The organism is Pedobacter lithocola, assembly GCF_042650845.1.
Lineage (GTDB): Bacteria > Bacteroidota > Bacteroidia > Sphingobacteriales > Sphingobacteriaceae > Pedobacter > Pedobacter lithocola.
On record NZ_JBHSBW010000016.1, the window covers coordinates 108,464 to 128,186 of the forward strand.

General features: G+C 35.6%; 20 protein-coding genes. 13 read left to right on the forward strand and 7 right to left on the reverse strand.

Annotated features, from left to right (window positions below; genetic code table 11):
- Nucleotides 1-6: 6 nt before the first annotated feature.
- Nucleotides 7-714 carry a WecB/TagA/CpsF family glycosyltransferase gene (locus ACFOWA_RS18480; RefSeq protein ID WP_378988107.1) on the reverse strand — a complete coding sequence of 236 codons (708 nt, stop codon included), beginning with the start codon at nt 712-714 and terminating at the stop codon, nt 7-9.
- A 326-nt stretch (nt 715-1,040) separates the two neighbouring features.
- Between ACFOWA_RS18480 and ACFOWA_RS18485 the strand changes: the two genes are divergently transcribed.
- Both ACFOWA_RS18485 and gmd read left to right on the forward strand, forming a co-directional pair.
- Entirely contained in the window at nt 1,041-1,619 is a 579-nt protein-coding gene (locus tag ACFOWA_RS18485; RefSeq protein WP_378988110.1) for an RNA polymerase sigma factor, read from the forward strand.
- A gap of 47 nt (nt 1,620-1,666) precedes the next feature.
- Entirely contained in the window at nt 1,667-2,779 is a 1,113-nt protein-coding gene (gene gmd, locus ACFOWA_RS18490) for a GDP-mannose 4,6-dehydratase (protein ID WP_378988113.1), read from the forward strand.
- 825 nt (nt 2,780-3,604) lie between these two features.
- Here the strand turns inward: gmd and ACFOWA_RS18495 are convergent.
- On the reverse strand, nt 3,605-4,129 hold the full coding sequence (locus ACFOWA_RS18495; RefSeq protein WP_378988116.1) for a DinB family protein: 525 nt from the start codon (nt 4,127-4,129) through the stop codon (nt 3,605-3,607).
- A gap of 129 nt (nt 4,130-4,258) precedes the next feature.
- Between ACFOWA_RS18495 and ACFOWA_RS18500 the strand changes: the two genes are divergently transcribed.
- Together ACFOWA_RS18500 and ACFOWA_RS18505 are read left to right on the forward strand one after the other, a co-directional pair.
- Nucleotides 4,259-4,840, forward strand: a complete 582-nt coding sequence (locus tag ACFOWA_RS18500) for a Crp/Fnr family transcriptional regulator (RefSeq protein ID WP_378988119.1) — start codon at nt 4,259-4,261, stop codon at nt 4,838-4,840.
- A 75-nt stretch (nt 4,841-4,915) separates the two neighbouring features.
- Entirely contained in the window at nt 4,916-5,809 is an 894-nt protein-coding gene (locus tag ACFOWA_RS18505) for an SDR family oxidoreductase (RefSeq protein WP_378988122.1), read from the forward strand.
- A gap of 318 nt (nt 5,810-6,127) precedes the next feature.
- Here ACFOWA_RS18505 and ACFOWA_RS18510 read toward each other — a convergent pair whose 3' ends face one another.
- Nucleotides 6,128-6,700, reverse strand: a complete 573-nt coding sequence (locus ACFOWA_RS18510; RefSeq protein WP_378988125.1) for a hypothetical protein — start codon at nt 6,698-6,700, stop codon at nt 6,128-6,130.
- 206 nt (nt 6,701-6,906) lie between these two features.
- On the opposite strand from ACFOWA_RS18510, the gene ACFOWA_RS18515 reads away from it, so the two are divergent.
- Both ACFOWA_RS18515 and ACFOWA_RS18520 read left to right on the forward strand, forming a co-directional pair.
- Nucleotides 6,907-9,417, forward strand: coding sequence for a zinc-dependent metalloprotease (locus tag ACFOWA_RS18515; protein ID WP_378988128.1), 2,511 nt, complete (start codon nt 6,907-6,909; stop codon nt 9,415-9,417).
- A gap of 183 nt (nt 9,418-9,600) precedes the next feature.
- Complete coding sequence (locus ACFOWA_RS18520; protein WP_056087622.1) at nt 9,601-9,825, forward strand: CDGSH iron-sulfur domain-containing protein; 225 nt, start codon at nt 9,601-9,603, stop codon at nt 9,823-9,825.
- A 174-nt stretch (nt 9,826-9,999) separates the two neighbouring features.
- Here the strand turns inward: ACFOWA_RS18520 and ACFOWA_RS18525 are convergent, their stop codons facing one another.
- Nucleotides 10,000-10,737: a lysophospholipid acyltransferase family protein gene (locus ACFOWA_RS18525; protein ID WP_378988131.1), complete on the reverse strand. Its 738-nt coding sequence runs from the start codon at nt 10,735-10,737 to the stop codon at nt 10,000-10,002.
- Nucleotides 10,738-10,948: 211 nt separating this feature from the next.
- Here ACFOWA_RS18525 and ACFOWA_RS18530 point away from each other — a divergent pair, with 211 nt between their 5' ends.
- The 6 genes from ACFOWA_RS18530 (at nt 10,949) to ACFOWA_RS18555 (ending at nt 15,945) form a co-directional block, all read left to right on the forward strand.
- Entirely contained in the window at nt 10,949-11,383 is a 435-nt protein-coding gene (locus ACFOWA_RS18530) for a MarR family winged helix-turn-helix transcriptional regulator (RefSeq protein ID WP_378988134.1), read from the forward strand.
- Nucleotides 11,384-11,400: 17 nt separating this feature from the next.
- Nucleotides 11,401-12,660: an MFS transporter gene (locus tag ACFOWA_RS18535; RefSeq protein ID WP_378988137.1), complete on the forward strand. Its 1,260-nt coding sequence runs from the start codon at nt 11,401-11,403 to the stop codon at nt 12,658-12,660.
- 128 nt (nt 12,661-12,788) lie between these two features.
- Nucleotides 12,789-13,307, forward strand: coding sequence for a hypothetical protein (locus ACFOWA_RS18540; protein WP_378988140.1), 519 nt, complete (start codon nt 12,789-12,791; stop codon nt 13,305-13,307).
- A gap of 230 nt (nt 13,308-13,537) precedes the next feature.
- Nucleotides 13,538-13,840 (forward strand): ArsR/SmtB family transcription factor, encoded by a 303-nt coding sequence (locus tag ACFOWA_RS18545; protein WP_378988143.1) that lies wholly within the window; start codon nt 13,538-13,540, stop codon nt 13,838-13,840.
- 11 nt (nt 13,841-13,851) lie between these two features.
- Entirely contained in the window at nt 13,852-14,952 is a 1,101-nt protein-coding gene (locus ACFOWA_RS18550; protein ID WP_378988146.1) for an NADH:flavin oxidoreductase, read from the forward strand.
- 102 nt (nt 14,953-15,054) lie between these two features.
- Nucleotides 15,055-15,945, forward strand: coding sequence for a pirin family protein (locus ACFOWA_RS18555; RefSeq protein WP_378988149.1), 891 nt, complete (start codon nt 15,055-15,057; stop codon nt 15,943-15,945).
- A 14-nt stretch (nt 15,946-15,959) separates the two neighbouring features.
- On the opposite strand, the gene ACFOWA_RS18560 is transcribed toward ACFOWA_RS18555, so the two are convergent.
- Together ACFOWA_RS18560 and greA are read right to left on the reverse strand one after the other, a co-directional pair.
- The gene (locus tag ACFOWA_RS18560) at nt 15,960-16,358 is read right to left on the reverse strand and encodes an HIT family protein (RefSeq protein ID WP_378988152.1); all 399 of its coding nucleotides are present in this window, start codon (nt 16,356-16,358) and stop codon (nt 15,960-15,962) included.
- A gap of 83 nt (nt 16,359-16,441) precedes the next feature.
- Nucleotides 16,442-16,915 (reverse strand): transcription elongation factor GreA, encoded by a 474-nt coding sequence (gene greA / locus ACFOWA_RS18565; RefSeq protein ID WP_025146397.1) that lies wholly within the window; start codon nt 16,913-16,915, stop codon nt 16,442-16,444.
- A 277-nt stretch (nt 16,916-17,192) separates the two neighbouring features.
- On the opposite strand from greA, the gene ACFOWA_RS18570 reads away from it, so the two are divergent.
- Nucleotides 17,193-19,070, forward strand: coding sequence for a M1 family metallopeptidase (locus ACFOWA_RS18570; protein ID WP_378988155.1), 1,878 nt, complete (start codon nt 17,193-17,195; stop codon nt 19,068-19,070).
- 80 nt (nt 19,071-19,150) lie between these two features.
- Here ACFOWA_RS18570 and ACFOWA_RS18575 read toward each other — a convergent pair whose 3' ends face one another.
- Entirely contained in the window at nt 19,151-19,627 is a 477-nt protein-coding gene (locus tag ACFOWA_RS18575; protein WP_378988158.1) for an OsmC family protein, read from the reverse strand.
- Between the last annotated feature and the right edge of the window lie 96 nt (nt 19,628-19,723).

Sequence of the window (19,723 nt, forward strand, 5' to 3'; positions counted from 1 at the left end):
TAAGATTTAAACAGAGCTTCTAAAAGGGATAAAAAAGCGAAGCTTTAATATCTGAAAAACATAAATTGGTCCGTAGTATAAATACCTTCTCCACATCCTTGATGGATTACTTACCAAACGGCCCATCCATTCTAATTTATTATCTACCATAAATTTGCTAGGTCGTTTAACTGTTTCTGCATAAAAATCGAACACAGCACCTATTGAGCAGATAAATTTTGCATTTATTTGATTCTTGAATTGTTGTGACCATTTTTCCTGTTTAGGTGCCGTAAGACCGATAAATAAAGCATCAGGATTAAAGGCATTAATCGCGGCAATCATTTTTTCGTTGTCATCACTGGAAAATGTAGACGTAAACGGTGGTGAATAAATGCCAACTTCGAGATTGGGATATTCTTTAAGCAGCTTTACTCTAATTTTTGCAAGAGTTTCTTCGCAAGATCCAAGATAAAAACACTTACCTGCCTGAGCATTTAAAGTAGAAAGTAAGTATAGATGAAGATCTGTTCCCGATATCTTCTTTATTTTTTTACCTGTTAAAAAACGCTCCGCCAAGACCACCCCTTCGCCATCTGGCAATAAAATATCTGAAGAGATTAAAGCATTCCTAAATTCAGCATCTTTTCGAGCTATACAATAAGAATATTGGTTAATAGTGTTTATAACTATTTTTGACTCGAGAGAAATTTCATTCAAATTTCCGTTGTACAAATTGTAGTTAATACCTCTACCGTTTAAATTAAGCTGATTTTCCATAAAACATACTAATTAATGATACAATTGTTATTGATTCTGTAGGAAGCTTATACGGTTTTTTGAAAGTTTTAGTTTTAAATTGTTAGAATAATTTTGTAAGTTTAAATGTTGTTAATCAATTAGTTACAACTGAAAGGAGTACTTAATTTTAAGTATAGCTATAGGTTTTGTGATGGGCTTTTATGTACCAGACAAATAAATTTTATTTTTTCGAAATTTATTGGATAAATAAGAGTTAAAAACAAAAAATTAACAATAAATATCCTCTAAATTCAGTATTCATGCCTGTAACTTTCTACCTGAAAAATATTCCAAATACGGGTAATTTTTTAGTGAAAACTAATAATGTATCTGGTCAATCAAAACATGGTGATGACGTGTTACTTAGCACACTTTTTCGTAATCATTCTGCAGAATTGCTAACGACAATTTTAAAAATTATCCCTCAAATTGAAACTGCAGAAGATATTCTTCAAGACACCTTTTTAAAGGTTAAAACTTGCATCCATTCTTATAATGCAGATCGATCCCAGCTGCTAACCTGGAGCAAAACTATAGCTAGAAATACGGCCTTAGATTATCTGAGGTTAAAAAGTAGCCGAAATAGTCGGTTGAACCAATCGATAGATTTTTCTCAGGCTGAATTGGGCTCAAGATATATCTGTAGCATTAATATCGATAGGATAGGTTTGAATCAAATATTTTTTGCACTGAGTGATGAACAATTGAATATTTTAAAATTATTTTACTATGAGGGTTATACTCATGAGGAAATTTCTGAGGAATTAGCTATTCCTCTCGGTACGATAAAAACAAGAATTCGAATGTCGATTATAATATTGAGAAAATTTTTTAACTAATTCCCTACTTCATCCAGTAACTTATCTTAAAATCACTTTAAATCTATATGAAAACAGCATTAATAACGGGAATTACCGGTCAGGATGGTGCATACCTGGCAGAATTATTACTAACTAAAGGGTATTCTGTTCATGGAATAAAGAGGCGTAGTTCGTCATTTAACACTGATAGAATCGACCATCTGTATCAGGATCCTCATGAGCCTGAAGTGCGGTTTAAACTTCATTACGGAGACCTGAGTGATTCAACAAATTTAATTAGAATTATTCAAGAGGTACAGCCAGATGAAATATATAACCTCGGTGCCATGAGCCATGTGAAAGTTAGTTTTGATACCCCAGAATATACCGCTAATGCAGATGGAATAGGAACATTACGCTTATTGGAGGCTTTGCGCATTTTAAAGTTAGAAGGCAAAACAAAAATATATCAAGCATCAACATCGGAATTGTATGGATTAGTTCAAGCGGTTCCTCAAAGCGAAACAACTCCTTTTTATCCAAGATCTCCTTATGCCGTTGCGAAAATGTATGCTTACTGGATTACCGTAAATTACAGAGAAGCTTATAATATGTTTGCCTGCAATGGAATATTGTTTAACCATGAAAGTCCTTTGAGAGGAGAAACTTTTGTTACTCGAAAAATTACCAGAGGAACTGCCAAAATAGCACTCGGGCTTCAGGATAAAATATATTTAGGAAACTTGGGCGCCAGGCGGGATTGGGGTCATGCGAAAGATTATGTCGAAGCTATGTGGCTAATTCTCCAGCAGGATAAACCCGATGATTATGTTATAGCTACTGGGGTAACCACATCGGTAAGAGATTTTATAATTTTAGCGTTCGGTGTTTTAGGGGTTACTCTTGAATTTAAAGGCGAGGGATTAAACGAGAAGGGTTATGTAAAAAATTGCTCAAACCCACAATATAACTTGGAAATAGGTAAGGAAGTCATCGCTGTAGACCCTGCATACTTTCGTCCTACAGAGGTAGATTTACTTATAGGAGATCCAACGAAAGCAAAAACCAAATTAAATTGGACACCCAAATATGATTTGAAAAGACTAGTCGATGAGATGATTATTTCAGATGTTGAAATTTTTAAAAAGGAAATTTTACTAAAGTCTGCGGGCTATTATGTCAAGAATCAATTTGAATAGAAGCTGGAAATTTGAATAGATAACTGTAAAAATCCAATAGTTGAGTGTGTGGCAATATTTTAAAATTTGATGAATAATTTACTTACAACCTAAAGTTGCGGTCAATTCAGAAATAGATACTTTTTACTGAAATACCCACTCAGATAACTTTAGCTTTTTGGTCGAACAATCATTAATTATCATAATTTTTTTCTCTAAAGGGGAACTTAATTCGGAACTCCTGTAAACGAAGCTTTAATAATTCGATCTTGTTTATACTTTATGGCCGATTATTATAAAGTATACACAACAAAAAGTTTGTTCATATTTTTAGCTTGTCTTTCTACTCTTTTTTTATGATTTTTAACCTATTAGATTTGCAATGCAAAATAGGCTCAAATCTGTGTTTAGGAAATTGGTGAGTTTTAAATAAAAACACATAAAAAAGTGCCCTAAACAGCCTTTAAATAGGTTGAGTTCGATCCTCGTCGGGGTCTGTTATAAATAGATTACATTAAGAATCAAATAAAAGGTCTAAGTAAATGTTGATCTGTACCCTCCGTTATCTCTACAAATTGGTTTGATTTATTCAATCTAAATCGTACCTTAGAATGTAAGATTCGGAGTAATTTCTCAATCAAAAACATGGTGAGTAATTCGGTGTGTAGGTTAATAAAATCATTTAAAGAAATTGAAAACCAATGGGTTATAATAAAGTAATTATTCCCCTGCGGGCTACTTCTAAAATTAATCAATTGCAAAAAAACCTGTAAATATTACAGGTTTTTTTTGTTATAAATCTTTTGGAACTTCCCTTAATAGTAAATTAAGAAAAATGATTATCGTTTACAATATATCACCTTCTTGCGCTTTTACTACTGCTACGGTAACCATTAACTGCCCCACGTGGCGCATGGTATGTTCGGCGGCGTGAAAAAGCAAACCAATTACTGTGGAAGGCAAACCAGCTCGACCAACACCTCTAAAATCGGATAACGTATGTTCGCCAGTAATTTTTAATTGTTCTAGTGCGGCATCTACCTGTTTATTAAAGCGGTTAACCAGTTCTTCAATTTCGTAACCATTTAAAGAATTTTTACCTTCTTCGGCTAATTGTTCAAACTGATATTCTGTTAGTTTTTCTGCTCTTGCGTAAGTAAAAACCCTATCTAGAACGCCGCTTAAATGCTGCAAATGGAAGCCTGCAGAAGCCATATTTGCTGGGCGTACCCAAAGTAAACTTTTAGGAAAGTTGAACATATACTCATTTACTTCTTCTCTTGCTTGTAAAAGGGCGTGAACTATTGGCTGCAAAACAGGGATGTATTCGGGTAATGGTCCTCGTTGCCAAACTTCTAATTTTTGCTCCATAGCGTATTCGGTTTTTTAATTTAAAGGTAGAGAATTATAACGCAATTTACAGAGGTGCTATGATGCTGAAACTTTAAAATCGGTAATAAAAAAGAATATATTTGTTCATCTGTTAGAAATTTAATCTCAATGTTCGAAGTCTTTTTTTTACATGTTTTAAAGAAGGTATCACTAAGTGAAGCAGAGAAAATATCAATTCAAGCTTTTTTCATCTCCAAGAAAATAATCAAAAAACAACATCTGTTACACGAAGGTGATGTTTGCAACTATATGAGTTTTGTAGAAAAGGGCTTACTTCGTTCTTACCATCTGGATGATAAGGGAATTGAGCATGTTACCATGTTTGCATGGGAAGGTTGGTGGACATCAGACATTCATAGTTTTTTGACGGGCGAACCTGCAACTTTAAGCATAGATGCAATTGAAGATTCTGAGCTGCTTATGATCTCTCGAACAGACTTTGAGGAAATGACGCTTAAAGTGCCAATAATGGATCGCTACTTTCGCATTCTTTTTCAAAATAGTATTGTAACCAAAGAACGAAGACTAGTTAGTTCTAACACTTTTACAGCAGAGGAAAAATATCTACAATTAGTTGATTCTAATCCAGAAATTATTCAAAGACTACCACAAAATCTAATAGCCTCTTACCTCGGGCTTGCTCCTGAAACATTAAGCCGCATCCGTAAAAATATTGCTTTACGGAAATAAGGTTATTTCATGATGCAGATCAACTTTCTATAATTTTGGTTGGTTTACTTTTGAGGTAGCAAAAAAAATAATATTATGTCTGATAAAAAACTTCCGAAGATTCTAATTACAGGTGCCACCGGACAGGTAGGAAGCAAAACGATAGATTTTTTAATAAATAACAAAGAAATACAACTTGTTGCGGCGGTTCGTTCCAAAGAAAAGGCCATTCCATTTACCAACAAAGGTATAGAAACTGTAATTCTCGATTTTGATGATGAAAGAACACATCAAACTGTGTTCGAGGAAATCGACAGGGTGTTTATAATTACGGGTTATACAGTTGATATGCTTAAACAAAGCAAGAGTTTGCTAGATAATGCAAAAAAAGCTGGTGTAAAACACGTTGTGCATTTGGGTGCATGTGGCGGTGATGATACAACAGTAGCACATTGGGCTTGGCATCAACTTGTTGAGCGTTATATAGAGTGGGCCGGATTTTCTTACACACACTTACGTCCTGAAACTTTTATGCAAAATCTACTGAGTTATGGTGGTGAAAAGGCGATTAAAAACGGTGTGATAAATGCCTACGTGGAAGGAGCAAGGTTGAGTTGGGTAGATGTAGATGATGTTGCTTTAGTAGCATCTTTAGCACTTGCCGAGCCAGAATTGCATTTAAACAAAACGTACAGATTGGGTTATGATGCTAAAACTTTCGGTGAAATTGCAGAATTAATGACCACAGCAATCGGGAAGCCTTTTAAATATGAACCGCTTTCGCCAGAGGTTTTTTTACAATCGATGAAAAATGCAGGTGCTGAAATGGCATACATGAACTGTGTTTACGAACATTGGAAAAGATATGCAGCAGGTACTATTCCCGGAGCCGACGAAACTTTTGATAATTTCCATCAAATTACTGGAAAGCAACCGGTAAAATGGGTTGATTTTATAGCTAAGCACAAATCCGAGTTGATATACAATTAGAATTAATTGTAGCGGAAATTATTATGTTTTCTACCCAAAAATCAAGGTAATGGATAATACTAAAACACACCATACAACTAGTAAAGCCACAAAATTTGGTTTTGAAGTAAATTTATTCTTTTTGCTTCCAGCTATTGAAGTTGCTCCGAATAAGAATTCTAACACTAATTCTAACATAATGTTAAATTTAAACTAAGATATTAAAATTGAGGAAGTTGTTACAATAAAAATAAATTTATGTCAATCTTTCAGCGGTTTAACTTCTTATTAAATGTTCAAATTTTTGCTTGTTATAATTTGAACATTTAATATTTCTAATTATTGAATCTTTACTGATTTTACAAGATAACCATTCCGTCTGTTGTTCGGGTCGTGTACAACAGTTGCATTAATTAAAACTGTTGCAGCGTATTTAGCATCAGTATCTAGTTTATTTTTTAACGCAATAACTTCTTCAAGTTGTTTTCTTACCGCATCATTTTCAGGTGTTAAAATGTAGTTGCCATAATAGAAAATCTGATTTTGTAAGCGAATTGCAAGAGGTGTGGCAAATAAGCTACTTGTTTTTAGTGATATTTCGAATGGTTCCGTGCTTGAGAAAATTTCTTTGCTAATAACTTTCATAAAAACATACCACCTATCTGGCCCGTCTTGTGGAGCTACTTCAGGTTTATAAATTTGTGCTTTTACTTTATAAGTGTAACCTAATTCACGCTCATTAAATCCTTCTAAATATGTTGTAATAGGGCTTTTTTCTGGTAATGAATAAATCATTTGTTTGCCTGCCTGCTCATAATGATCTACATACAACTCTACAATTTTACCATTTTCTGATTGCTTAGAGCAGCCAAAAAGAATTGCGATTAAAAATATTAATGGAAGATAGCGCATATTTAATTATTTAGATTTTAAGCTTAAACGAGCTAATAGCTCCATACGCTACGAAGTTTAGAAATTTATATTAAAAATAATTCACTTCGCTATTAAAAAGTTACGCTGCTAAGTTATTGTTAATCATCGTTTAAATTATATTTGTTTAGCAACAACAATGTAACGCATTAAAGTTTGCCCTTCTTTAAACCAAACCAAAAATCCTTATGAATAAAAAATTTTACGCACTAGTCGTTCTTTTGCCCCTGTTTGCTTGTCCACCATTGCTTGCACAAACAAATCCTCCAGCAGGTCGAACGCAACCTACTGCTCCGGCAGCAAGTATTTCTGCTTTTACAAAAGATTTTAAAAAGTATGAAGGTTATTTCAATTTTTATTATGATGAAAAAACCGGGAAAGTTTTTGTAGAAATAAATCAGTTTGATAAAGATTTTCTGTATTTCAGTTCACTTACAGATGGTGCAGGCAGAAATGCCGAGCGTGGTGGAGCTTCGGCAAATGTAGCTAGATTTATAAAGGTTGGTCCGAAGGTTTTTCTTTTAGAGCCAAACCTGGCGTACCGTGCTGGAAATGGCAATGCTGATGAAATTAAAACTGTAGAAGGCTCTTTTGCTAAATCAATAATTTGGGGTTTTGCCCCTGTAGCACTTGAGGGCGATAAAGCACTAATTGATTTGACACCTTTCATAATTCGCGATAGTCAGAATATTGGTGCAACAATTGGTGCCCCTGCATCATCAGGTGGTGCTGGTGGTAGAGGTGCAGCAACGGGCGGTGCAACTTATCGTGTTGATGAAACGCGTTCTGCGGTGTATCTTCCAAATACCAAAAACTTCCCAAAGAACACGGAATTTGAAGCCATACTTACCTTTACAGGTGGTGCAGCAAGCGGACGAGGGAATATTGCGCCAGATGCAAATGCGGTTACCGTTAGAATGCATCAATCTTTCGTAGAATTGCCAGACAATAATTTTGAACAGCGCAAATTCGACCCACGCTCAAGTTATCAAATGTTTAGCTATACCGATTTTTCTGCGCCAATGTCTGAGCCTTTGGTTAAGCGTTTCACCCGCAGACATCGGTTAGAAAAGAAAGATAAAAATGCTACAGTAAGTGAGGCTGTTGAGCCGATTGTTTATTATATTGATAGAGGAGCGCCTGCCCCGATAAAGAAAGCATTGATTGAAGGAGGCGCTTTTTGGAATGAAGCTTTTGAGGCTGCTGGTTATAAAAACGCTTTCCAAGTTAAAGAATTACCTGAAGGCGCCGACCCGATGGACATTCGTTATAATGTTGTGAACTGGATTACCCGAGCCGGAAGTCCAAGGGCGTTTTCTTATGGCTCATCATATAGCGATCCAAGAACAGGTGAAATTATAAAAGGTGTGGTAACGCTAGGTTCCGACCGTCATCGCCAGGATTATTTAATTGCCGAAGGTTTATTGCAGCCATATACCGATGGAAAACCTGTTAGTAAAGTAATGGAAGAAATGGCGATTTCCAGAATCAGACAATTGTCAGCCCACGAAATTGGTCACACACTTGGCCTAAACCATAATTTTGCCGCAAGCCCGAAAGAAAGGGCATCGGTAATGGATTATCCTTTCCCACGAATAAAACAAAAGGCTGATGGTAGTATTGATTTATCTGATGCCTATGCAAAAGGTATTGGTAGCTGGGATAAGAGAGCCATAATGTGGGGTTACAGTGATTTTCCAAAAGGTGCTGATGAAAATGCAGAGCTGGATAAAATCATGAATGAAACATTGAAGCAGGGTTTTCAATACATTCCTGATATTGGTGGATATACACATCCAAATGCAAACCAATGGGAAGATGGTGAAAACACAATCACGGAGCTTTATCGGTTGATGAAAATCCGTAGAACAGTTTTAGACAACTTCTCTGAAAAGGCAATTGTTAAAGATGCACCCTTGGCAACTTTGGAAGAAGTTCTGGTGCCAATTTATTTACTACATCGTTATGAGATTGAAGCTGTTGCGAAAAATATTGGCGGACTGTATTTCACCCATGCCGTAAAGAATGATGGTCAGAAACCAACAAATATGGTAGAACCTGCACAGCAGTGGGCCGCGTTCGATGCTTTGATGGCAACGGTTAGTCCTGAAGCCTTGGCTTTACCCGAAAGTTTAATACAAAAAATACCACCCCGCCCTTCAGGTTATCCTGCCTCGGCAGAAACATTTAGTGGTTACACCGGGCCAACTTTCGATCCAATTGCGACTGCCGAAGCTGCTGCAAATGAAACCATTTCTTCTTTACTAAATCCTGAACGTGCTTCGCGATTGGTAGAATACAATTCCCGCGATTCTGAGCAGCCAGGGCTAATTGCTGTAGTTGAAAAATTAATTGCTAAAACCTGGAAAGCAGAACCTGTATCGGGTTATAAAGGGCAACTGCAAATAATGGTAAATAATCTTACATTAAAATACTTATTACAATTGGCAGTAAATAATCGTGCTGGAGAAAATGTTAGGGGAGAAGCTTTATTGGAGATTTCAGAATTAAAATCGTGGATGAATGGAAGGTTGGCCAATGCTGCTCCAAAACAAAAAGCAAACATTTTATATGCATTATCTCAAATAAAAGAGTTTGAAGAATCTCCATCAAAATTTCAACCTGAACCTGCACAAGTTATGCCTCCGGGTGCTCCAATTGGTATGGGTGGAATGGATTTTATAGAAGATTGGGAGTAAGAAAAATTAAGTAGTCAATAATTTATTTAAGGTCATCATGTTTCAATTGGATAATACCCAAATATAAAGGCATGATGACCTTTTATGATTTCACTCAGCCAGTTTTTTGATAGGCAAAACACAGAACGTTTCTAAATTAAAATGAAAATGCGGAACTAAATTCTATTGTTATAAGTTTGTAGTATGTCTAAAACAAAACTAACAATAAACAATAACGGTTCGGTTAAAATAGAAGGCGATTTCGAAATCGTAGATAGAAACGGAAACGAATACGGCTTACAAGGCAGAACTGTTTTATCAATTTGTAGATGCGGATTATCTAAAAACAAGCCTTTTTGCGATGGTGCCCATAATGGCCATTTCGAACATGAAGCTATAGCTTTTGATCTTCCTCCGAAGAAAGTTTAAAAATAAAATTATCACTGGTTCCGTGAATTTAGCTTTGACAACTTTTATAGCGCTTTAGAAATAAAGTTGTCAAAGCTTATAGGGCGCTCAGTTTGTCTGATTGAATAAACTTGCCTAACCTTTTAAATCTATCTTGATACTTTAATCTTGATACTACAAAGCTCTATCCTAATACTAAATTTGCCCTAAAACTTTTCTGATTTCGGTTTCAATTTGTAAGGTAATTTCTTCAGGGGCTTTGCATGCAGGCTCAATTGGTTGTAATACTGTCCATTTTAAACCATGCCCGGTAGTAAGTGGAAACAATCCAAAACGAACAATTTTCCATGAGTTTTCTATTGCAACTGGCACAACCAAAGCGTTAGGAACAACTTTTAATAAAGTTGCTACGCCACCAAACTGAAATGTTTTTAATCTTCCATCTTTTGCTCTTGTTCCTTCTGGAAAAATCACAGTGCTCCAATTGTTATCTTTCATCCTCCGGCCAAGTTTAATAATCTCCGAAATAGCCTGTTTATTATCTTTCCTGTCAATATTTGCCCCACCACCAAGTCTTAAATTTATCGAAATAGACGGTATTCCTTTAGTTAATTCGATTTTTGAAATGAACTTTGCATGGTGCTTTCGTAAAAACCAGATTAATGATGGGATATCATACATACTTTGATGATTTGACGCAAAAATAATTGGTCTATCAGTTGGTAAATCAAAGCTATTTTTGAAACTAACGCTGTTAAGCAAAAAAACCTGACAATAAGTAAGGAAGAAGTTTAACGCATCTACAGAAATTTTATGGGCTTTGTATCCAAAAAATTTATAGCAAACCCATTGTATAGGATGAAAAATGCATAGCGTTAACCCAAAGAAAAAATAAAAAATTGGACTTAAAATGTAGCCGAAAAACTTACTCATTAGTATATTTTTATTTTACAAAGATAGAAATTTGATTGTTTGTTAATAGTAGAAGCCAAAATCTATAACCCATAAATAGATCTGTTTGAAATTATGTATTGAATCTCTCGCTACAAAAATCTTTTAAATGTAAATTAAAGTTTTTCGCAAAAACACTTGATTAAAATTATTTTATATTTGTAAGGTAAACTTATAAGTTATACTTACAAAAATGAGTTCAGAAAAAAGCAACGTTTTAGCATCAGCACTGCGGCCGGTATTGGCTAGATTAAATCGTAAACTACGAAAGCTTTCACCATCAAATACGGTATTATCACAAACAGAGCGCTCAATTTTGGTTTTATTGGAGCAGCATGATTATTTATTATCTGCAGAACTTGCCGTGTTAGAGAAAATCACGCCACAATCTATGGGGCAATTATTAAACCATCTTACAGCGTTAAATCTCATTTCTAAAACCGCATCTGAAACCGATAAACGAAAAATTCACATTTCGCTATCTCCAATCGGGAAAGAAATGTTACAGCAAGTTAGGCATGAGCGAGATGAATGGTTGAGCAAAGCCATCACAGAAGTTTGCACAGAACAAGAACAATTAATTTTAAAAGAAGCTATAGGTCCTTTAACAAAACTGGTTAATTATTAGTCAGATGGCCTTGAATTATGAACATCAGTACATTTAATGCATTTAAAAGCCGTAATTACCGCCTCTACTTTGGTGGCCAATCCATTTCCTTAATCGGAACTTGGATGCAAAAAACAGCTGTAAGCTGGGTAGTTTACGAGCAAACACACTCAAACTTTATGCTCGGATTAACGCTTTTCGCAAGCCTTTTTCCTTCCTTCATTTTTTCATTTATTGGCGGGGTTGCATCCGATAGATATGATAGGTATAAGCTATTATTATTTACACAAATCGCCTCGATGGTTCAAGCCCTATTAATGACGGTTTTGATTTTTACAAAACATTATGATATGTGGCAAATTATAGCCTTAAGTGCTTTATTAGGTTTAATTAATGCTTTTGACGTTCCAGCCAGGCAATCATTGGTGTATGAAATGGTTGATGATAAAACAGATTTACCAAACGCTTTGGCATTAAATTCTTCGATGGTTAATTTATCGAGATTAATTGGACCAGGTTTAGCAGGTTTGGCTTTAGAAAAATTTGGCTATGATATCTGTTTTGGCTTAAACGCAGTAAGTTTTATTGCCGTTATTGGCTCGTTATTAATGATGAAGTTGCCTAAATATATTTCAAAACCACATACAAAAAATATAGTGGGCGAGTTGAAAGAAGGTTTTGCTTACATAAAAGCAAAGCCATCTATTGCATCTGTTTTAATTATGCTGGCGCTGATAAGTTTATTTGTTTTGCCTTTTAGCACATTGATTCCTGTTTATGCTAAAGATATTTTTAAAGGAACAGCCTCAACCTTTGGAGTTATTGATAGTGTAATAGGTTTAGGGGCTTTTTCGGGGGCTATGTTTTTAGCCTCATTAAAACCTGGTAAAAACCTACGGAAAATTTTAGCAATAAACACTTTAGTTTTCGGTGCCGGATTGGCGTTATTCTCTCATACCACTTTTTATCCTATTGCTTTAATTTTTGCAACAGTTTCAGGTTTTGGAATGATGTCGCAAATTACAATTAGCAATACATTAATACAAACCACAGTCGATCCAAACATGAGAGGCAGAGTTATCAGCTTTTATGCTATGGCCTTCTTTGGTATGCAACCTTTAGGTGGATTATTAATTGGTAGCATTTCTCAACTTGTTGGTACACAAAACACAGTTTTATTTCAAGGAGCGATTGCGGTATTAATAGGTTGCTTCTCTTACAGAAAGTTGCATCAAAGCGAAATTAAAAGCCATAAACGTGTAGAACCTGTTGAGCATCTTATATTAGAAAAAATTTAAAGCTTTGAGATAACAGATTTTATCTAATAATAACCTGATTAACAACCAATATGCAATAAGAAAACTGGTAAAAAGTTTACATGCGCTATTTACATGTTTATCGGTTATCTTTGTGCAAAATTAAAACGATGGCGGTATTACATAAAAAGGAAGAAAAAATTCAGGCAGTGCTGGGCAGGCTGTCTAAAAAATATACAGATGAACAATTCGTAGAGATGTTTATCAAATTATACTCGAAAGATTGGGGCAAAATTAAATCAGCATATATTAAACAATCTCAGGATAAAGAACCAGGTACGGTAATTAACATGCCAAAACCAGAGATTTATTTAAAACAAGTTTTAGCAAATTACTTAAATCAGGTTGATGCCCCTAAAGCTAAAGAAGAGGTTGCTATTGAAACACCAGTAGTTGAGGCAAAAAAAGCTAAAGCAACGGCAAAGAAAAAAGCTGAAGAAGAAGTTGTAGCAGAACCTAAAAAAGCTAAAGCACCAGCAAAGAAAAAGGTTGAAGTTGAAGAAAAAGCTGTTGCAGAACCGAAAAAAACTAAGGCACCAGCAAAGAAAAAAGTAGAGGCAAAGGAAGATTTACCATTAGTAGAGAAGAAGCCAAAAGCAGTTGCTAAAAAGCCAGCTGTAAAAAAATAAAAAAAATTCAGCTCGAGATAATAAATAACAATTTTTGGTGTTTATATATTCGAGAGCGTTAATTTAGATGACGGGGATAGGTCGGTATGATTTATCCCCGTTCTTTTTTTGCAGAAATTGCAAATATCTATCTTAACCCATTTCCACAGTATCCATCCTCCATTTACATATTATTGTCAACTTGCTAAATAATATTGGCATATCGGGAAAAGCCGATATACATTTGTGTTATGGATCAGGTAGAAATTTTTAAAGCCCTTTCGAACAAAACCCGTTTGCAAATTTTAAATTGGCTTAAAGCGCCTGCAGAGAACTTTCCGGAGCAACCAAATGCCGATTTTGAAAACATTGGCGTTTGCGTTGGTCAAATACAATTAAAAGCTGGTTTATCTCAAAGTACAATTTCAGAGTATCTATCCATTTTACAACGTGCCGATTTAGTTTCTGCAACCCGAGTTGGGCAGTGGACATACTATAAACGCAATAAAGAAGGCATAGAACAATTAAGTAAAATCATCAATTCCGAATTATAAATTTTAATATTATGAATACAGATAGTTTATTCAGACCATTTAATCTGAAAACATTAAACACAAAAAATAGAATTGTAATGGCTCCAATGACGCGTTCGTTTTCACCTGATGGTGTACCAACTGCCGATGTTGCCGAATATTATGCAAAAAGAGCTGATGCCGAAGTGGGTTTAATCTTATCAGAAGGAACGGTAATTGACAGACCATCAGCTTCTGCCGACCCAAACATTCCGCATTTTTACGGCGAAAAGGCATTAGCAGGATGGCATAAAGTTATTAACGATGTGCAAGAAAAGAACGGACAAATGGGGCCACAAATTTGGCATCAGGGTATTTCTGCTAATCACGCTTCAGGGTGGTTGCCAAGCGCACCTTTTGAAGGTCCATCTAGTTTTAACAGTCCGGGTTTTGAGAATGGCGTTGCCATGACAGATTCAGCAATTGCTGATACAATAGCCGCATTTGGACAAGCAGCCGCCGATGCAAAGGCTTTAGGTTTTGATACCGTAGAAATTCATGGTGCACATCAATATTTAATTGATCAATTTTTTTGGGATGCAACAAACAACCGTAGCGATATTTATGGTGGTAAAACTTTGGCAGAACGCACCAGGTTTGCAGTTGAAGTAATTAAAGAAGTGCGTAAAAGAGTTGGTGAAGATTTTGCTTTGATCATTCGTTTATCTCAATTTAAACCTGCTGCTTATGATTATAAATTGGCTAAAAACGAGGCTGAAATGGAACAATGGTTAACGCCAATGGCAGATGCTGGAATCGATATTTTCCACTGTTCTCAACGCCGTTTCTGGGAGCCAGAATTTGATGGTTCTGATTTGAATTTTGCAGGCTGGGCTAAAAAAATCACTGGTAAAGCAACCATTTCTGTTGGTTCAGTAGGTTTAGATGGCGATTTCTTTGGCGCTTTTGCCGGACAAAGTTCTCAACCAAGTTCTTTAGATGAGTTGGTACGCAGAATGGATAGAGGCGATTTTGACTTAATTGCTGTTGGTCGTGTCCTTTTATCTGATCCACAATGGGTAGAAAAAATCAAAAATAACCACCTTGACCAATTAAAAGGCTTTAGTAAAGAGGCTTTAGCAGAATTAGTTTAAGCTCTACTTAAATATATTAAAGGCATCTCGAAAGGGATGCCTTTTTTTGATTATCATTTTGATAAGTTTTTCCTTAAATTCACTTTTAAAAAATTAAAACCCATGTCGAATATTTCGCTTATTATAGATGAACGCCCAGCCAATATCGGCAACTTTATGGTTGGCAGATTATTGCCTTTTAGAGAAAAGCGAATGGTTGGGCCTTTTTCTTTTATCGACCACATGGGTCCGGCTGCTATGAGCGACCATGAAAATCTAGATGTTCCACCACACCCACACATTGGTTTATCAACTTTAACATTTTTATTTGAAGGAGAAATTACACATAAGGATAGTTTAGGCAATGATGTAGTTATAAAACCTGGGCAAGTAAATTGGATGACTTCCGGCAGCGGTATTGTACATTCAGAACGTACTCCAGATTATTTGAGAACCACAGATAAGATGCTTCATGGTTTGCAAATTTGGGTTGCTTTACCAAAGCATTTAGAGCAAATGGAACCTGAGTTCTTCCATGTCGAAGAACAAGAAATTCCTCATTGGGAAGAAAATGGATTGAAGTTTAAACTAATAGCAGGTGAAGCATTTGGGAAAAAATCTCCGGTACCGGTTTACAGTCCGCTTTATTTTATCGAGATTAAAAGTTCATCGAGGCAAAAGTTAAATATTGGCGATGACTTGTTCGGAGAAAGTGCACTTTATATTTTAGATGGAGCCATAGAAAGTGAAGGCAATATTTTTGAGCCAAAACACATATTAATTGCCAACAATGCTAAGCTCTGTGAATTTGAAATGCATGAAAACACAACAGTTTATATTTTTGGCGGCGAACCATTTCCAGAAGAACGCTTCATTTACTGGAATTTTGTAGCAACAGATAAAACGCTTATTGATGAAGCTAAAACCAAATGGTTAAATCAAAGTTTTAAGCCGGTTCCAGGCGAAACAGATTTTGTGCCCTTACCAGAACAAAGCCACTTTACAAAAAAATAACAAAATGTAATTGGTTATTCCTCTAATAAAGCCTGGCGAATTTTTTCTGCGGCTTCTGCAAGTTCTTCTTGGGTAGGATTTAATTTTTCTTTGCTAAAATTCATGTCACTCACGTTGTTCATTGGTATTAAATGAATGTGAGCATGAGGTACTTCTAATCCAATTACAGAAACACCAACCTTTTTGCACGGAAAGGCGATTTTTACACCTTTTGCAACAATTTTCGCAAACATCCAAAGGCCTACGTAAAGGTCTTCTTCCATATCAAAAAGATAATCTCTTTCTACCTTCGGAATAACTAAAACGTGGCCTGCGGTTAAAGGTTGAACATCTAAAAAAGCTAAATATTCTACAGTTTCAGCTACAACATGTGCGCTAATTTCTCCTGCAACAATTTTCGAAAATATAGTCATAAAGGTGGGAGGTAAAGGGTTTTAAAGTGTAGGGTTTAAAAGTGGAAAGTCAGCCTTATGCCATCTACCTTCCACCCTCTACCTTATCTTGATATTTCTAAAACTTCAAATTGCATTTTACCGGCAGGCACTTCAATTTCGGCAAATTCGCCAACTGATTTACCAAGCAAACCTTGTGCAATTGGCGATTTCACAGAGATTTTTCCGGTTTTTAAATCTGCTTCAGTTTCTGCAACCAATTGATAAGTCATGGTTGCTCCATTTTTAACATTTTTAATTTTTACTATCGATAATGCAAGCACTTTTGATAAATCCATTTTCGATTCATCAATTAAACGGGCATTTGCTAAAGTATTTTTTAGTTTAGATATTTTTGCCTCATGCAAACCTTGTGCTTCCTTGGCTGCATCATATTCTGCATTTTCAGATAAATCACCTTTATCTCTCGCCTCGGCAATAGCTTTAGATATAAGCTGGCGACCTGTGGTTGTTAAATAATGAACTTCCTCTTTTAATTTATCTAAGCCCTCTTGGGTGTAGTACGTTACCTCTGTCATTGCTCTATTAATTTAATCAAACGCTGTAAAAAACAAACAAGACTATATAGTTGGTTTGCTACATAGTCTTGCTTCAATTATAACGAAGATAAAATGTGGAAATTACAAAAGCAAATAAAAGAACATCATTTTTGTGATTAGCCAAGATTTTTAGGATTATTAGATTTTAAGATTAGGATTTGGTAGCAAGATTAACAATGCTGATTTTTTAAAATTTCCATTTGCCTTCATTCTAAATTCATCCATTATTTTTAGCTTAGCCAAAATTATTCATCAAATGAAAAAATTATTTTCAATAGCCCTTATAATGTGTTTAGGAAGTTATCTTGTCTCAGCACAAGAACTTTACATGCCACGAAACATTAAAGCTGCTTATGCTAAAGGCACACGTTCTATTAATGGTAAACCAGGTGTAAATTATTGGCAAAATCACGGCAAATACAATATGGATATTAAAGTTGACGCTGATACAAAAGTTGTCAGCGGAACCGAAGAAATTGTATATAGCAACAACAGTACTGATACTTTAAGAACGCTTGTAATTCGTTTTGTAAATAATTTGCATAAACCTACAGCCCCAAGAAGTGGAAGCGTGAGTCAGGATTTTTTAACCACAGGTTTAAATATATCTGCATTTTCTGTTGATGGAGAAGCCATTGCGGTAAACGAAAACGATTGGGGAACCGTTGGCAATGTAAGACTGAAGAAGCCGTTATTGCCAAAATCTAAAATCACTGTAAAAATAGACTGGGATTATCCTCTATCGAAAGAAAGTGGCAGAGAAGGGCAAATTGACCCGACTACTTTGTACGTTGCATACAGTTACCCAAGGATTTCTGTTTACGATGATTACAATGGTTGGGATAGAATTCCACATTCAGATAGAGCCGAGTTTTACAACGACTTTAACGATTATACCTTCTCCGTTAAAGCACCAAAAAACTATGTGGTGTATGCCACGGGTGATTTATTAAATCCTGATGAAGTTTTGCAGCCGGAAATTGCATCTCGTTTAAAAAAATCATACCTAACGGATGAAATACAACACATTGCCATCGAGCAAGAACTTAAAGATGGAAAAGTTACCTTACAAAAAGATTGGAACACCTGGAAGTTTACAGCCAACCACATCACCGATGTCTGTTTCGGTTTAAGTAGCACGTACCTTTGGGATGCTGCAAGCGTTATTGTAGATGCTAAAGCCAACAGAAGGGTTAGTACACAAGCTGCATACAATGTAAAATCAAAAGATTTCCCAAACTCTGTAAAAAACAATTTATACGCGTTGAAGTGGTTCTCGAATAACTGGCCGGGCGTTCCTTATCCTTTCTCAAAAATGACTGCTTTTCAAGGTTTTGCAGATATGGAATACCCAATGATGGTGAACGATTCTGATGCAGGCGACCCAGTTTTTGCGCAACTGGTACAAGACCACGAAGTAGCGCATACTTATTTTCCATTTTACATGGGCATTAACGAAACCCGTTATGCGTATATGGATGAAGGTTGGGCAACAACTTTAGAATATTTAATTGGCATTGCCGAACATGGAAAAGAGGCTGCTGATAAATTTTATAAAACTTTTAGGGTTCAGCGTTACATCAATGATAAATCTGCAGAAGAAGACCAGCCAATAATTTCAATGTCTGACCAGGTTTCTGGTTCGGGTTATGGAAACAATTCTTACGGAAAGGCTTCACTTTCTTACATCGCGTTGAAAGATATGTTAGGTGATGATTTATTTAAAAAAGCACTTCATCATTATATGGATAATTGGAATGGAAAACATCCAATTCCATGGGATTATTTTAATTCGATGAATACAGGTTCTGGTCAGAATTTAAATTGGTTTTTCCAAAATTGGTTTTTCACCAATAATTACATTGATTTAGCTATAACTAAACCTCAAATCTCTAGCGGGAAAGCAACTTTTGTAATTAAAAATGAAGGTGGATTTGCAATTCCTTTTGATATTATGGTAACGGATACCGAAGGCAAAACAGAAACCATTCATAAAACACCAGCGGTTTGGAAAGTCAACCAGAAAGAAATGACGATGACCATTAACACGAACCGTAAAATAAAATCGATTAAATTAGATGGCGGCATTTTTATGGACGCTACGCCTATTGATAATATTTACGAAGTAAAATAGTTCGGTGTTCAGTTGGCGGTTTTCAGTAGTGAGAACCGCCAACTGAAAACTGTTAACTGAAAACTGTTAACTGAAAACTGTTAGCCATTTTCCGCATTACAACTCGCTTCGTGTTTAACAGGGAAATTTAGGGAATTTGCAATAAAACACATTTTATTAGCCTCTTTATGCAGGGTTTCTGCAAGTTCGAAATGAGCTTTATCGGCTATTAAAACCTGCGGATGCAATGTTACTTCTCTAAATTTACCACTTCCATCTGCCGATTCTTCCATTGTACCAACGGCCTCATCTTTATAATCAATTACCACAATTTCATTTTTTGAGCATAAATGCAAATACCAAAGCATGTGGCAACTCGAAATAGATGATAGCAATAAATCTTCAGGGTTGTATTTAGATTTATCCCCCAAGAAAGCAGAATCTGATGAACCAGATATATCAGCTTTACCCTTAACAGAAATTAAATAATCGCGATCGTAAGAGCGGTAATCCATTGTGCCCGAACCTTTATTGCCTGTCCAGGTTACGGTGGTTTTGTATAGATGATCTTTCGGCATGATATAATTAGTTAGAAATGTATTGCCAATTTAAGGAAATAAGATTGATTTGAGGCAGGTTTTTTAAGGAAAGGTTGGGGGAGGAGATTAAGGATG

Excerpts from the sequence above, each read along its gene's own strand:
- ACFOWA_RS18485 (WP_378988110.1), top strand. The coding sequence starts at position 1,041 with ATGCCTGTAACTTTCTACCTGAAAAATATTCCAAATACGGGTAATTTT.
- ACFOWA_RS18545 (WP_378988143.1), top strand. The coding sequence starts at position 13,538 with ATGGATCAGGTAGAAATTTTTAAAGCCCTTTCGAACAAAACCCGTTTG.
- ACFOWA_RS18550 (WP_378988146.1), top strand. The coding sequence starts at position 13,852 with ATGAATACAGATAGTTTATTCAGACCATTTAATCTGAAAACATTAAAC.
- ACFOWA_RS18535 (WP_378988137.1), top strand. The coding sequence starts at position 11,401 with ATGAACATCAGTACATTTAATGCATTTAAAAGCCGTAATTACCGCCTC.
- ACFOWA_RS18525 (WP_378988131.1), bottom strand. The coding sequence starts at position 10,737 with ATGAGTAAGTTTTTCGGCTACATTTTAAGTCCAATTTTTTATTTTTTC.
- ACFOWA_RS18530 (WP_378988134.1), top strand. The coding sequence starts at position 10,949 with ATGAGTTCAGAAAAAAGCAACGTTTTAGCATCAGCACTGCGGCCGGTA.
- ACFOWA_RS18495 (WP_378988116.1), bottom strand. The coding sequence starts at position 4,129 with ATGGAGCAAAAATTAGAAGTTTGGCAACGAGGACCATTACCCGAATAC.
- ACFOWA_RS18500 (WP_378988119.1), top strand. The coding sequence starts at position 4,259 with ATGTTCGAAGTCTTTTTTTTACATGTTTTAAAGAAGGTATCACTAAGT.
- ACFOWA_RS18555 (WP_378988149.1), top strand. The coding sequence starts at position 15,055 with ATGTCGAATATTTCGCTTATTATAGATGAACGCCCAGCCAATATCGGC.
- ACFOWA_RS18520 (WP_056087622.1), top strand. The coding sequence starts at position 9,601 with ATGTCTAAAACAAAACTAACAATAAACAATAACGGTTCGGTTAAAATA.
- ACFOWA_RS18510 (WP_378988125.1), bottom strand. The coding sequence starts at position 6,700 with ATGCGCTATCTTCCATTAATATTTTTAATCGCAATTCTTTTTGGCTGC.
- gmd (WP_378988113.1), top strand. The coding sequence starts at position 1,667 with ATGAAAACAGCATTAATAACGGGAATTACCGGTCAGGATGGTGCATAC.
- ACFOWA_RS18575 (WP_378988158.1), bottom strand. The coding sequence starts at position 19,627 with ATGCCGAAAGATCATCTATACAAAACCACCGTAACCTGGACAGGCAAT.
- ACFOWA_RS18570 (WP_378988155.1), top strand. The coding sequence starts at position 17,193 with ATGAAAAAATTATTTTCAATAGCCCTTATAATGTGTTTAGGAAGTTAT.
- ACFOWA_RS18515 (WP_378988128.1), top strand. The coding sequence starts at position 6,907 with ATGAATAAAAAATTTTACGCACTAGTCGTTCTTTTGCCCCTGTTTGCT.
- greA (WP_025146397.1), bottom strand. The coding sequence starts at position 16,915 with ATGACAGAGGTAACGTACTACACCCAAGAGGGCTTAGATAAATTAAAA.
- ACFOWA_RS18540 (WP_378988140.1), top strand. The coding sequence starts at position 12,789 with ATGGCGGTATTACATAAAAAGGAAGAAAAAATTCAGGCAGTGCTGGGC.
- ACFOWA_RS18505 (WP_378988122.1), top strand. The coding sequence starts at position 4,916 with ATGTCTGATAAAAAACTTCCGAAGATTCTAATTACAGGTGCCACCGGA.
- ACFOWA_RS18560 (WP_378988152.1), bottom strand. The coding sequence starts at position 16,358 with ATGACTATATTTTCGAAAATTGTTGCAGGAGAAATTAGCGCACATGTT.